Source organism: Vibrio sp. M260121, from assembly GCF_036533715.1.
GTDB lineage: Bacteria > Pseudomonadota > Gammaproteobacteria > Enterobacterales > Vibrionaceae > Vibrio.
The window spans coordinates 21,193-35,627 of sequence record NZ_JATABF010000012.1; the positions used below are offsets into that span (position 1 = coordinate 21,193).

11 protein-coding genes are annotated in these 14,435 nt (G+C 46.8%); 6 read left to right on the forward strand and 5 right to left on the reverse strand.

Going from position 1 to position 14,435, the window contains the following annotated elements:
• Positions 1–87 precede the first annotated feature (87 nt).
• The 3 genes from QTO06_RS09085 to ygjK all read left to right on the forward strand — a co-directional run bounded on the left by QTO06_RS09085 (position 88) and on the right by ygjK (position 5,329).
• On the forward strand, positions 88–1,530 hold the full coding sequence (locus QTO06_RS09085; RefSeq protein WP_331407529.1) for an amino acid permease: 1,443 nt from the start codon (positions 88–90) through the stop codon (positions 1,528–1,530).
• 355 nt (positions 1,531–1,885) lie between these two features.
• Positions 1,886–2,941 carry a protein YgjJ gene (gene ygjJ / locus QTO06_RS09090; protein ID WP_331407530.1) on the forward strand — a complete coding sequence of 352 codons (1,056 nt, stop codon included), beginning with the start codon at positions 1,886–1,888 and terminating at the stop codon, positions 2,939–2,941.
• A 15-nt stretch (positions 2,942–2,956) separates the two neighbouring features.
• Positions 2,957–5,329 carry an alpha-glucosidase gene (gene ygjK / locus QTO06_RS09095; protein WP_331407532.1) on the forward strand — a complete coding sequence of 791 codons (2,373 nt, stop codon included), beginning with the start codon at positions 2,957–2,959 and terminating at the stop codon, positions 5,327–5,329.
• 14 nt (positions 5,330–5,343) lie between these two features.
• Here the strand turns inward: ygjK and QTO06_RS09100 are convergent, their stop codons facing one another.
• Positions 5,344–6,276 (reverse strand): LysR family transcriptional regulator, encoded by a 933-nt coding sequence (locus QTO06_RS09100; protein WP_443088831.1) that lies wholly within the window; start codon positions 6,274–6,276, stop codon positions 5,344–5,346.
• Positions 6,277–6,390: 114 nt separating this feature from the next.
• On the opposite strand from QTO06_RS09100, the gene chrA reads away from it, so the two are divergent.
• The 3 genes from chrA (at position 6,391) to QTO06_RS09115 (ending at position 9,942) form a co-directional block, all read left to right on the forward strand.
• The gene (chrA, locus tag QTO06_RS09105; protein ID WP_045480392.1) at positions 6,391–7,530 is read left to right on the forward strand and encodes a chromate efflux transporter; all 1,140 of its coding nucleotides are present in this window, start codon (positions 6,391–6,393) and stop codon (positions 7,528–7,530) included.
• A gap of 132 nt (positions 7,531–7,662) precedes the next feature.
• On the forward strand, positions 7,663–8,784 hold the full coding sequence (locus QTO06_RS09110) for a phosphatase PAP2 family protein (RefSeq protein ID WP_331407535.1): 1,122 nt from the start codon (positions 7,663–7,665) through the stop codon (positions 8,782–8,784).
• A 51-nt stretch (positions 8,785–8,835) separates the two neighbouring features.
• Positions 8,836–9,942, forward strand: a complete 1,107-nt coding sequence (locus tag QTO06_RS09115; RefSeq protein ID WP_331407536.1) for a phosphatase PAP2 family protein — start codon at positions 8,836–8,838, stop codon at positions 9,940–9,942.
• A 72-nt stretch (positions 9,943–10,014) separates the two neighbouring features.
• Here the strand turns inward: QTO06_RS09115 and QTO06_RS09120 are convergent, their stop codons facing one another.
• The 4 genes from QTO06_RS09120 to QTO06_RS09135 are packed head-to-tail and all read right to left on the reverse strand — an operon-like array spanning position 10,015 to position 14,424.
• On the reverse strand, positions 10,015–11,028 hold the full coding sequence (locus QTO06_RS09120; RefSeq protein WP_005436549.1) for a tetratricopeptide repeat protein: 1,014 nt from the start codon (positions 11,026–11,028) through the stop codon (positions 10,015–10,017).
• 20 nt (positions 11,029–11,048) lie between these two features.
• On the reverse strand, positions 11,049–11,993 hold the full coding sequence (locus QTO06_RS09125; RefSeq protein WP_331407537.1) for a type II secretion system F family protein: 945 nt from the start codon (positions 11,991–11,993) through the stop codon (positions 11,049–11,051).
• A gap of 2 nt (positions 11,994–11,995) precedes the next feature.
• The gene (locus QTO06_RS09130) at positions 11,996–12,964 is read right to left on the reverse strand and encodes a type II secretion system F family protein (RefSeq protein ID WP_009707496.1); all 969 of its coding nucleotides are present in this window, start codon (positions 12,962–12,964) and stop codon (positions 11,996–11,998) included.
• A gap of 11 nt (positions 12,965–12,975) precedes the next feature.
• The gene (locus QTO06_RS09135) at positions 12,976–14,424 is read right to left on the reverse strand and encodes a CpaF family protein (protein ID WP_331407538.1); all 1,449 of its coding nucleotides are present in this window, start codon (positions 14,422–14,424) and stop codon (positions 12,976–12,978) included.
• Positions 14,425–14,435: the final 11 nt, after the last annotated feature.

Here is a 14,435-nt window from a genome sequence, read left to right on the forward strand (position 1 = left end):
AATAGTATTCGCCCAAGGATGATAAAACGGTCAATAGCACTATCACTGAGTTACGAAGGGAATTGACGTGATTCATTGGAGGACTCTATGTCTGAATCTATGCGCGGCACCATTGGCAAATTCGCCTTGCTGTCGATGACATTTGCGGCGGTATTTAACGTCCGTAACATCGTGAACAACAACATTGAGCTTGGCCTTAGCTCTGCTCCTATCTTCCTTTTCGCGACGATCGTTTACTTCATTCCATTTGTATTCATCATTGCAGAGTTCGTTTCGGCGAACAAAAACTCTGAGTCAGGCATGTACGACTGGCTTAAACAACCGCTTGGCTCTAAAGCCGCTTACCTAGGTTCGTTCCTCTACTGGTTCGTGAACCTATTCTGGTTTGTGTCTCTGCTACCAAACGTGATTGCTTACGCGTCTTACGCAATGCTTGGTTACGAGTACACCTTCTCACCAATGGTGACGTCGGTGATCTCGATTGTTCTGTTCGCAGCGGCGACCCACATTTCAACCAAAGGCGCATCTTGGTTGGGCAAAATTTCTGAGCTGGTTGCTTACGGTGTGTTTGCACTATTCGGCATTTACGTTCTCGGCGCGCTAATGGCATTAGGCGGCGACACTTACACGCCAGCAGAACCAATCACGCTAGAAGCAATGAGCCCAACCATTAACTGGGCGACGCTAGGCATTATGTGTTGGATCTTCCAAGCAGCAGGCGGTGCAGAAACCGCAGCGGCTTACCTGAAAGACGTAAAAGGCGGCCAAAAAGCCTTCATCAAAGTGATCATCATGGCAGGCGTCTTGATTGGTGCGATGTACGCTATTGGCTCACTTTTGGTGAACGTGTTCGTTCCGCGTGAAGACTTAACCTACGCCGGCGGCATGGTAGAAATCTTTACCGGTATGGCGCAATACTTCGACATTTCAACAGTATTGGTTGGCCGCTTCGTTGGCATCATCTTGTTCATCGCGATGTTTGGTTCAATGATGATGTGGACTGCAGCACCAGTAAAAATTCACTTCTCTGAAATTCCAAAAGGTGTGTACGGCGAGAAAACCACAGAGCTAAACGAACACGGTGTACCAGTACGTGCAGCGTGGTGGCAATTCGCGTTCGTTGTGGTGATGCTGATCGTCAACGGCTTTGGTTCAGAATCCGTGCAAGACATGATGAACCAAGCGATCAACCTAACGGCAGGTACGGCGATGCTACCGCCAATCTTCATCATGATTGCGTACTTTGTGTTCCGTCTAAAACACGACGATACACCGCGCGACTTCCGTATGGGTTCACGCAAAGTGGGCATGAGTGTGGTGTCGGTACTGATTGTCATCTTCGTGGTGAGCATGACCGCATCGGCATTCCCAACAGGTGTTGATTTGGTACGTGCGTTCTTCATCAACGTGTTTATGACTGCCGTCTTCTCTGCTCTGGCTTGGTGGTGGATCTCTCGCTTTGAAAAGAAGCAAGCGCTCAAACAACAAGCAACGCAAGAAAAGGCGCAAGAACCAGTAACGCAATCATAAATAAGCGTTAATCCCCCTCTTATTCAAAGAGCATCTTCGTGATGCTCTTTTTGCTTTTGTCCTGCTTCCCTTGCAAAACCACCACTCTTCAAGCGCATTCTAGGGCGTAATTACATAGCAAAAACCATCATTCCCTCTTCCTATATAACCGCTCTCAATCCATAAAAATGACAAGTAAAACTTTACTAAATATCGATCACAATTTAACTATGGAGCATTTAATCAAATATCATTTAATCGATAAAATTGATCCCAAGTTTGCACACGAGCTGATCCTAAAGCCTTTAGAGCACCCCCATATAAATTCAGCCACGTCAGCAAACGATAAATCCTACTCAATTAAGAAGTGATTAAAATGAAGACTTATTTTACTAAAACTGTTTTGTCCGGATTGATTCTTACCGCTGTCAATGTCCATGCATCTGAAAACCAAGCTGACCATAGCCCTACTCAACCTCCACAATCCGACGCAGAAGTCAGCTTCGACTTTTACGGCGAATTAGGCGTTGGTGGCCATGTCGCGTTAGAAGGCGAAAACAAAGGCCGCTACGCAGACGGCACTTACATCGAGGGTGGCCTCGCTGTCCAATACGGTAACTGGTTTGGCCTTGCGTATATGGAAGGTTGGACAGTTCAAGCCGATGACGATGGCAATGCTTGGGCGACAGGCCATGGTTGGGGCGGCTTCGAGGGTGGCTTCAACCGTTTCTATGCCGGCTACCGCACCGATGGCAACACCGAGTTTATGATTGGCCGTATGGACTCTTCTCTGGATGACGTTCAATGGTGGGGCGATGCGACGGTCGAATATGGCTACGTGATCTCCAATACTCGAGACGTGTTCTTGGGCGCTAAGATCCAAAACCTTGAAGGTAAATTCCGCTACAGCATTTCAGCCGCTCCTGAGTCGGACTTCTCGGAAGATGATTCTTGGGTCAACTTTGGTAAATACGACCGCTTCGCAGATCAATGGATCGATAAGAACGCCATGGTCAACGGTTACATCCAATACGACATTGCTGAGCACTTAACTCTGATGGGCGGCGCAGAAGTCCGTAACAACGACGGTGGTGAACTGTTCCTCCTTGGCGCGGAATACAAAAACGTTGCCGCGCGTGTATGGCACGACACCGATAAAGGTAACCAAGTCTCAGACGGCAGCGAATCAGGCTTTATGACCAGTGCATGGTATGAAGCCGCTCCGGGCGTCTATCTATCAGCGGCCTACAACTACGCCAACTTTGAATCAGACACCACTGAAGACGAAATCACTTCTTACATCAACGCCGGCGTGTGGTGGGAATACGCCAACGGCACATGGGCAACCGCATTTGATAGTCGCTTTGCTGTCGGGGATGACAACGTGACAGGCGATGCTCAAGTTTTCGCAATGCAATATTTCTACTGGTAAACCGAGGAACCAAACATGACTTTACGTAAAACCCTAATTGCTTTAGCCGTTGGTTCAGCGGTGACACTCTCTGGCTGTAATACCGTCACAACTTCTGAAGCACCGCTACAAGCGAGCGAGTTTAAGAATGTGATTGACCGTACTGGCTCTCCAGAATACATGCGCGATTACGACTTTGATGACCACCAGCGTTTTAATCCATTTTTCGATATGGGCGCATGGCACGGGCATCTATTGCCTGACAATGCAGAAGGTATGGGTGGCTTTCCTGGCACGGCGCTCCTGACCGAAGAATACATCAACTTTATGGCCAATAATTTTGATCGCTTAAGCGTGTACAAAGATGGCAAAAAAGTCGCCTTCGAAATGGAAGCGTACAGCTTGCCGGGTGCATTGGTGCAAAAGCTAACCTCTGATGATATCACTGTGGAGATGACTCTGCGCTTTGCTTCTGATCGCACTTCTCTGTTGGAAACCAGCATTACAACAGACGCCCCTGTTGATCTCGTATGGGACGGTCAACTGATTGAGAAATACCACGCGAAGGAAGGCAAATCCCAATCAGATAAAACCATTGATGAGCAGTACCCAAATTACAACCGCACTATCGTCACGACGGATGACGGTTTAAAAGTGACATTTGGCAAAGTGCGTTCAACGTGGGATCTGCTGACCTCTGGCGAGTCCGAATACCAAATCCATAAGTCCATCGATATGGACACTCAAGTAGATGGTCATCAGTTTACTTCGACGGCGAAAATCGACGGTTCAACCACGATTTACACCACCTACTCTCATGTCCTAACCGCAAAAGAAAACCAAGCTGAACAAGCGAAGATTCAAGACATTTTGGCAAACCCAGAAGCTTACCTCTCGGCTTCTGAGCAGCGTTGGGAAGACTATCTAACTAAAGGTTTAACCAACCCACACGCGACCCCAGAGCAAGAACGCGTGGCGGTGAAATCGATGGAGACCTTGAACGGCAACTGGCGCGGTGTCGCAGGCGCGATGAAGTTTGATTCGGTAACCCCGTCCGTGACAGCTCGTTGGTTCTCTGGTAACCAAACTTGGCCTTGGGACACATGGAAGCAAGCTTATGCGATGGCGCACTTCAATCCAGATGTCGCGAAAGACAACATTCGTGCGATGTTTGCTTATCAAATTCAAGCAGACGATCCTGTTCGCCCTTGGGATGAGGGTTATGTGCCGGATCTATTGGCTTACAACTTAAGTCCAGAGCGTGGCGGCGACGGTGGCAACTGGAACGAACGTAATACCAAACCAAGTCTTGCTGCATGGGCGGTCATGGAAGTGTACAAAACCACCGGCGATAAGGCATGGATCGAAGAAATGTATCCGAAGCTTGTGGCGTACCACAACTGGTGGCTGCGTAACCGCGATAACAACGGCAACGGCGTTCCTGAATACGGCGCTGCGGTAGACAAAGCGCACAACACGCCAGAAGGTGAAATGTACTTTACGGTGGTTCGCGGCGAAGAGCATGAAACAGTGGTGGGTAAGAAAGCGCTGGCAAAAGTGATGGCAGAGGGTAATTACGATTACATCGAGAGCCCAGCACAAACTGCCGCTTCTTGGGAGTCTGGCCGCGATGACGCAGCGGTATTTGGCTTTATCGATAAAGAACAGCTGGATGCTTACGTTGCCAAAGGCGGTAAGCGCAGCGATTGGGATGTGGAATTTGCGCAGAACCGCGCTGAAGACGGCACCTTACTGGGTTACTCGTTGCTACAAGAATCCGTCGACCAAGCGAGCTACATGTACAGCGATAACCAATATCTGGCCGAAATGGCGGACATGTTAGGCAAAGAAGGCGAGGCAAAAGACTTCCGAGCGAAAGCAAAACACCTGGCGAACTACATCAACACTTGTATGTTCGATGAGTCAACGGGCTTCTTCTACGACATTCGCATCGAAGACAAACCACTAGCAAATGGCTGTGCGGGCAAGCCGATTGTCGAGCGCGGCATGGGACCAGAGGGTTGGTCGCCACTGTTTAATGGTGCGGCGACTCAAGCTCATGCCGATTCCGTCGTGAAAGTGATGAAAGACAGCAACGAGTTCAACACGTATGTGCCACTGGGTACGGCTGCGCTATCGAACCCAGCCTTCGGCCCTGATATTTACTGGCGTGGACGCGTATGGGTCGATCAGTTCTACTTCGGTTTAAAAGGCATGGACAGATACGGCTATCGTGATGACGCCATTGAGATGGCAACGGCCTTCTTCCAACATGCGGACGGCCTTGTGCAAGATGGCCCGATTCGTGAGAACTACAACCCACTAACGGGCGATCAACAAGGCGCACCAAACTTCTCATGGAGTGCGGCGCACCTTTACATGCTGTACAACGACTTCTTCACTGAGTAGAAATCACTAGTCAATTACAGGGAGCCTGCGTTGCTCCCTGTAATCAATTCTGCCACCAGCTGACGCAGCCAAATCCCTTTATCCTCGTTATTGCGGCTTGTATGCCACAACATGGCGATATCAAAATCCGCTACCGCAATTGGCGGTTGGACACTCACCAAGTCGTCCGAGAACCCTTCCGCTTGCGCCATTTTCTCCGGCACAATCGCAACCAACTTTCGCTGTTTAAGCAAGTTTCGAATCGTCAAGAAGTTACGTGAAGCAACGGTGACTTTTCGGCTCAAACCATGTTCCGCAAGCTTTTTGTCTACTTGTGTACTCAAGCTGCCATCAGGGCTTACGAGGGCTTGTTCAATATTGGCAAAAGCGTGAATCGACAATTGTGTTTCACCTTTCAACACTCGCTTATCACACAGAACTACGTGCTTTTCTGTGTAGAGGTACTGGCTCTCAAAGTTATCGTCGAGTACAGACATACTACCGATGATGACATCTAATTTATCGTGTTCCGTGATCGCCACGTAATTGCTGCGGTTGACGTTGATAAAACTGATTTGGGCTTCTGGCGCACGCTTACGGATTTCATCATAAAGCAGTGGGGCGAAGATAAATTCGGCGTAATCGGTTAAACCAATGCGGCACACCCCGGCGTAGTTTTCTGGCAAGAAATCGGACTTCGTCAGTAAGTCTTTGGCAATCGAGTCCAATAAATGACGCACCGTCGGCGCAATATGATGCGCGTGCTCGGTTGGGTCCATCTTATGGCCTTTACGCTCAAACAATGGGTCATCAAACAACACGCGCAAACGCGACAAGCTGTGGCTCATGGCAGACTGACTGACAAAGCTTTTCTCCGCCGCCAAACTCACACTGCGATAGCGGTATAGGTAAGAAAAGGTCACCAACAGATTTAAATCGATATTGCGCCACTGGATGTCATCTTTCACAGAACAAACCTCATCCCATTTCATTCATAGATGAAATTAAAACTATTAATTTGAGTCATCTTAGTACATTTCTTACAGTAGATGCAGTTTTATTGGAGATTTAACAGGCTCAACATGTTTACCATTTTTAAAACCTTTTTTTGGCTTGGTTGGATCAGTTTCGGTGGCCCTGCGGCGCACATCGGTTACTTCCGCCAAACGTTCGTTGAAAAGCTCAAATGGATTGATGACAGCGAATACGCACAGATCGTGGCTTTGAGCCAATTCTTACCGGGCCCTGGTTCTAGCCAAGTTGGCTTTGCTCTGGGTTACAAACGCGGAGGCTTAGGCGGCGCATGCATGGCGTTTCTTGGCTTCACGCTGCCTTCCGTGATCATCATGTTGGCGCTTGCAATGGTAAGCAGCCAGATCACCGATACGGCGCTGTTCCAAAACATCGTTCATGGCTTGAAGTTGCTGGCGGTCGTTGTGGTGGCGGATGCGACTTGGGGAATGTACAAAAACTTCTGTCAAAGCAAACTAACAGCAGGCTTGTGTGTGGCAACCGCGATTGCGTTATTAGTTGCACCGAGCATCGCAACTCAAATGCTGGTGCTTGTAGTAGCGGGCTTGATTGGCACTCAATATCTCAAGAAAGAATCCGCAGCCCCTGCCGAACCTTTTAAGCCAACCATTGCACCATTGGCGCTGTTCGCAGTACTTCTAGTTGGTTTGCCGTTTGTGGCTCATACCCTGCCGATGCTTGGGCTATTTAGCGACTTCTTCCAAGCGGGTAGCTTAGTGTTCGGTGGCGGTCACGTGGTACTTCCTCTATTGCAAAACATCGTTGGCGATCAACTCAGCCAAGACGCGTTCCTAACGGGCTACGCCGCAGCGCAAGCAGTACCGGGACCGATGTTTACCTTCGCAACTTACATTGGTTACGAGCTGTCTGATGCACCTATCCTAGGCGCGCTAGTTGCAACATTAGGTGTGTTCTTACCAGGCTTCTTATTGCTACTTGGCGTGCTAAAGAACTGGCAAGCGCTGGCTGGTAAACCTGCAGTGTCAGGTGCAATCAACGGCGTAAACGCATCGGTCGTTGGTTTGCTACTAGCTGCACTTTACCAACCGGTATTCAGCAGCGCTGTGGTTGCCCCAATTGACATCGCTCTTGTGATTGCTGGCTTCTACTTACATAAGAAACTTAACTTGTCGGTGCTTTGGATGATTGTGTTCTTTGTCGCGGCAGGCATTGTGACTGGCATGATGTAAGTTATTTCGCTAACGCCTCATTAGCACAGCAAATAGATCATCCAACCATGAACAATGGGCACTTCAACACGAGTGCCCGTTTTCTCAACTACGCTTATATAAGGTGGGGAAAATCAGGGTGATGGATCATCTATGGCGCAAGATAATAATTTCGAATTGCCACTTAACTGGCAGCAAAAAGTGTCGCTTTGGTTTGGTGAGTTAAAGGTACACTTACTCAAAGACAAGGTTCTTTATTTATACTGTGCAGTCACGACTGTTGTTATCTATTCGCTTTCCCTCTACTTTCAATCCCCCATTCGCTATTCACTGACGACCTATTTAGAAACGATTGGCACCGCGTGCTACATTACCTTTTTAATGTGGTGTACATATTATTACTTCTACCTTATTGTTCAAAAAGAGAAGTCTCCCACTAAACAGTTTCTTCGAAAGCTGGCACAGATTTTTTTTCCGCTAAATCGCACGATTGCAGTCGCGACGTTGGTCTTGATGTTGACCCTGGTGTTTTCAAACCACACCTTTTTGAAATCGCTGATCCCTGTTCTGCACCCATTTAGTCTCGATGAAGCCTTTATCAATCTCGACCGCGCATTGCATTTTGGCGTCGACCCTTGGGTTATCACCCACTCTCTGTTTCCCGGAGCTTGGTCTTCATTTGTGTTAAACATGGCTTACAACGCTTGGTTTTTCCTGATGTGGGGGATGCTGATTTTCTTCCTGATATACAAAAAACGCCCCCAACTTAGGCAGCAGTTTCTGCTTTCCTTCGTCCTATCTTGGATGGTGATTGGGTTCTTTTTTGCCACCTTGCTTTCTTCGGTTGGACCTTGTTATGTCGAGCCTTTATCAGAGAACGAATACTTCTCTCCTCTCATGGAGACATTGAGAGCACAAAACCAGTACTTGCTAGACATAGAAATTGGACAACTGTGGGCGATCGCGACACAAGAACACCTGTGGCATGACTATATTGAGCAAGCCAATAGTATTGGTTCCGGGATTTCTGCGATGCCAAGTATGCACGTATCCATCGCCGTACTAATCGCACTGAGCATTTACCACCTGAACAAAATCGCCGGTTACGTTGCATACTTTTTTGCACTAATCATTCAAATCGGTTCGGTTCATTTAGCATGGCATTACGCGATTGATGGGTATTTCGCGACCGTCTTAACCATTCTGATCTGGAAAGGCGTCGGTTACCTTATTCACCGTTACCCTTCAGCGTTTCCTTGTGAGAGCGCCAAGTAAGAAATCGAGAAATTAAATAACAAAAAAAGCCACTCACCCGAGGTGCGGCCTATGACACAAGAAAGTAACGACAAACTTCACAGAGAAGCTCTCGATAAAGTCTATCAGTGGTGTGTATTACTCAAAATCGAGATCATAAAAGACCGATTTCTCTACCTGTATTGCTTACTCACAACCTCGGCTATTTATGCCCTAACACTGTACTATTCGTTTCCGTTTCAGTATTCCGTTAACACCTATTTCCACACTCTATACCTTGCGACTTATTCTGCTTTTCTTATTTGGTGTACTTATTACTACCTGTATTTGCTTTATAAGAAAGAAAAACGACCAACGAAGCGCTTTCTATTGAAGTTGAAGTCGATACTTCTTCCTCTCCACCAAACTGTTGCTGTCATCCTATTGTTCCTCACGCTTGGCGTGGTGTTCGCAAACTACACCTTCCTTAAGTTCATCATTCCTGTCATCAACCCCTATGAATTCGACCATGCGCTAGCAGAACTGGATAAAGTGCTGCACCTAGGCTTGGACCCATGGTTAATTACCCACTATGTCTTTTCATCACCTTGGGCTTCACTGCTACTCAACACCGCCTACAACTTGTGGTTCTTTATCATGTGGGGCGTGCTGTTTTTCTTTCTCATATACAAGCGCCAACCAGTCTTAAGATTGCAGTTTTTGATTACGTTTTTACTGACTTGGATGCTGTTAGGAAGTGTCACGGCGACCCTCTTTTCTTCGGTTGGGCCGTGCTACCTAGAGTTGTTAACCGGAGATCAGCAATTTGTCCCTCTTATGGATACGCTCAACGCACAAAGCCAGTATTTAGAAGGCTACGGAGGGCTATCATTATGGGCATTGAATACGCAAAACTACTTGTGGCAAGCCTATGAGAATCAACAGAATGGTCTAGGTGCTGGGATTTCAGCGCTACCAAGTATGCATGTCTCTATCGCGATTTTGGTTGCTTTAAGCCTTTACCGGTTAAATAAAACCGCCGGCTATCTTGCGTACGCATTTGCCGCGCTCATTCAAATCGGCTCAGTACATCTTGCATGGCATTACGCTGTGGATGGTTATGTTTCGATTATATTGACCATCTTATTGTGGAAACTCGTGGGTAGGTTTATTGCCCGTTTTCCTCAGTGGTTCAATTAAGATAGCGATGTAAAAAAGCCACTCTTATCAACAAGAGTGGCTTTCATTATTATGACCGTAGTAGAGAGATGTTTATTGAAGAAAAGCAGTTGAGGTGTCTTTCTGCTCTCTCACCATAGACAGTGCACGCTCTAGGTTCTTATTAGCAAGTTCATAGTAAGCCGGATTTTTATCGATAGCCTGTTGCAAGTAAGGAATGGCCTCATCTGGTTTTCCTTGCAAGATCAGGAAGTAACCCACGTTGTTTAATGCTTCTGGTTCCGTCATATGACGAGTAAAAATATTGAGAGCTTGGCGAGGTTGATCTTTTGCAAGCGCAATCAAACCTAAGTTGTTAATCGCTCTTTCATTGCTAGGCTGCAAACCCAATGCGGCTTGAGTGAAGTGCGTTGCCTTCGAGTATTGTTTTTCCATGTAGTAGGAATAACCCAGACTCACTAGTGCATTCACGTTTCTCGACTCTATATCTAGCGCTTTTCTGAAAAGTGTTTGTGCAAGTTCGTGATCACCTCGAATATCGTACAGCACGCCTAAACCGGAATACGCAGCGACAGGCGAGTTCTCATCGTAGCGATAAGTCGCAATGTTTTCTTTAGAGACATTATCTTTCGTGATGTTGGGATCCCCTCCGAGACGAGTTTGATCGGCATTCAGTGCGCGTAAGTAGTAACTACGCCCAGCCTCTCTGTCTCCACGTTTGGTGTAGAGCGTTCCAAGCTCTTCTAGTGAACCGATGTTATCTGGATTCTCTGCTAATGATGCTCTAAACGATTTATCTGCCAACTCTTGGTTGTCGCGAGCAAGGTGGATTCGACCAACGGTGTAGAGTGTTTTATCTTTGTGCTTTGCGTTTGGAAAAGAAAGGGAGCGGATGTATTCATATAACGCCAAGTCGGCATTCTTGTTACTCAAAGCGATATCGCCTCGAGAAATCGCTTCTTCCTCTGTTTTTGGTGGTTCATCATTGGTGAGGGACTCTACGGGTTTACCCGAGTAAAGTTCCGAATTGAAGTCCGACGACGTATCTGTTGTTGAACATGCGGTAAGCAACAACAACGAAATTATGGCAAATCTCTTAATCCACATAACAAATCCCTTTTCTGCTTTTATTTAAATGCTTCAGCCAGTGAAATCAGCGCTGGACCAATTGCCACAATAAAAAAACATGGCCAAATAAACAGCACCATTGGAAACATCATTTTCACTGGGATTTTTGCAGCCATCTCTTCCGCTGCTTGTTGGCGCTTATCCCTGTAATCTTCCGTGTATTCGCGTAGGGAGTTGACTAAGCTCCCCCCAATTCTTGATGCATGGCTGAGCATACTCACGAGCCCCATCAATTCGTCTAAACCTGTGCGATAAACCAGTTCTCGAAGCGCTTCTGGCATGGGCTTACCAGCCTGAATTTTGTTACACACCGTATCCACTTCGTCAGCCAATTCAGGATGAGATATCACAAGCTCATCGGCAACGCGACGCAATGCCGCATTAAAACCAAGACCAGACTCCGTACAAACCACCAGCAAATCCAGCATATCTGGAACCCCGGCACGAATCGCTCTTTGACGCTTATCAATCATGTGACGAAGAATGAAGTCTGGGAGCACTAAGCCAACAAACACAGCTAATGCCATAAAAGTATAGAGGTATTTCGATTCAGGAATCGTCAAATAAACCAAGGTTGCAACCATAACACCGATGATGGTTGTCACGGACTTAATGGCATAAAACATCGATAGCGAGTTACTTTGATGAAAACCCGCATGCATCAATTTATTGCGCGTTGTTTGGCGCTCTTTTTCACTGGTTGGCGACGTGAGTGGAGCAAGAGACTCTAATGTGTCTGCAACTTTACTATTGGCAGATACCTTTTCTCTTTTATCACCAGACAACTCTGCGAGTTTGCGTTTAACTGGTGAATTCACGCCTAAAACTATGGTTCCGATGGTCATTACCACAAGAACCGTCGTAATGAGGATCAGAGCAAATAACAGGGTCTCTTGATTAATTGCAAGACCGGCCAACCATGCTTGAATGCTTTCTGTATTCATAGTTACACCTCAATGTTGACGATCTTGCGAATCCAAATAGTGCCAACAAACAAGGACACCATCCCCCCCACAATCATCTTAACGCCCATCGGTGTGGTATGGAGCAGTTCAATGTATTCGGGACGAACCAATGAAATGATGACGTAGAGTCCAAATGGCGCGAGCACGAGCACCCACGCAGACATACGAGACTCAGCAGAAATCGTTTTGATTTTTCTTGCTAATTTGAAGCGAGCTCGTAAGATTTGAGAAAGCTTTTCAATGTTCTCGACTAAGTTACCACCCGTTTCTTTTTGCAACAGAACGGCACTTGAGAACGCGAGCATAGACACCGTAGGTGTACGCTCTGACATTTGCATGATGGCGAGTCTTAAATCATAGCCATAGTTAAGCATGTTGAAGGTGTTGAGAAACTCTGGCCCCAATGGTGCACTCATTTCGTTCCCGACCTCACCAAATGCTTGAGTGATGGGCTGACCAGCTTGGAGAACACGCTTGATGATGTCGAGCGCTTCAGGTAATTGCTCCTCAAACTTCATCAAACGATCGGCAATCATTTTTTGTAAATAGAAATAGATAGCGACCCAACAGGCAACCGTCACCCCAACGCACATGTACCATTCTTGACCAAAGATAAAGATCACTAACCCAACCGCAACCCCAGCAAGAAAAGATAAGAACAGAAATCGGGTAAACCCCATTGAGATGCCAGCCAGCTCAAGCTTTTTCTTCAATCCATCAAAGAGGCTGAAATTCACCAACCATCGCTCTAGGGGAGAAAGGTGCTTGAGTGAATTCTCTCTAAGAAGAGAAATGCTCTCTTGGTCTATGTGTTTGTGGCTATCTTGAATCCTCTGTATCAGTTGCTTGTGTTTTACTTTTTTACCAGCAGAAGGAAGGATTAACGCTTGGCTAATAAAGAATACCGACAAAAACAACAGCACAAGGAAAAGTGGGAATTGGCTTTCCATAGCACACTCTCCTAACGGGCTTTTTCGTTAAAGATTTCAAATGGTACGTCTAAGCCTCGTTTAACAAGATGGTCATGACAACTAGGCACAATGCCTGTGGCTTCATAGTCACCAATAACATTGCCCTCTTTGTCTACCCCTCGTCGACGGAAGGTGAAGATCTCAGACATAGTGATCACCTCCCCTTCCATGCCATTAATTTCCTGCAAACTGACCATACGGCGCTTACCGTCTTCCTGGCGTTCCATTTGAACAACGATGTTTATCGCGGAAGCAATCTGCGCTCTTAAATTTTTTGTCGACACATTCCAACCTGCCATGGAGAACATGTTTTCAATTCTGCTCAACGCATCTCGCGGCGTATTAGCGTGAATCGTGGCAAGAGAACCATCATGACCTGTGTTCATTGCAGACAGCATGTCCACGGCCTCAGAGCCACGAACCTCACCAATCACAATTCGGTCAGGGCGCATACGTAATGAGTTCTTCACTAGATCTCGCTGAGAGATCTCTCCCTTGCCTTCGATGTTCGATGGTCGTGTTTCTAGTCGGATGATGTGTGGTTGCTGTAATTGAAGCTCCGCAGAGTCCTCAATGGTGACGATACGTTGGTCACTTGGAATAAAACCAGAAAGAATATTGAGTGTGGTGGTTTTACCTGAACCCGTACCACCAGAGATAAGGATGTTCATTTCCCCGACAACCGCGGCATTTAGAAACTTACCCATTTCTGGTGACAAGGAGTTAAGTTCTAGTAGGTTGTCCATATTGAGTCGTTCGACAGCAAAACGACGAATCGACACCGATGGCCCATCAATCGCTAGAGGTGGAATAATCGCATTAAAGCGCGAGCCATCTTTTAAACGCGCATCTACCATAGGTGAGGCTTCATCGATACGACGCCCAACTTGACTAACAATGCGGTCAATAATGTTGCGCAGATGGCGCTCGTCTAAAAAGGTGTGTGGCGTTTTTTCCAATTTACCAAAACGCTCTACGTAGATGTTCTTAGGTCCGTTCACGAGAATATCGGAGATGGTAGGATCATCCAGAAGAGGTTCTAAAGGACCAAGGCCAAACACTTCATCTTCAATCTGATGGATGACGCGATTACGCGCTTCTGAGCTCAAAGGGTGCGTCTGATCTTCGGCAATCAGTTGAACTACCGCCTCTCGTAACTCTTCTTTCGCTCTGTCTTCTTGTAAGTGGGACAACAGCCCGAGATCGAGCGTATCAAGTAATTTTTTGTGGTAGTAATGCTTAATTGAGAGATCTTGTTCCAGCTGTTTTTTCTGTTCTTCAATCGCTTTCAGTTTAGCTTCAACCGGAGATAAGGCCGCTTTTTCAGAGTGAGTCTCAGCGTGTTCTGTACGACTTAACTCATCCACTTTTGATTCTTGATCTTTTGCCTCATCGGCATTGTGAAACGCACTTCCGACGCTTTTTCTTTTGAAAAACATGACTCCCCCTT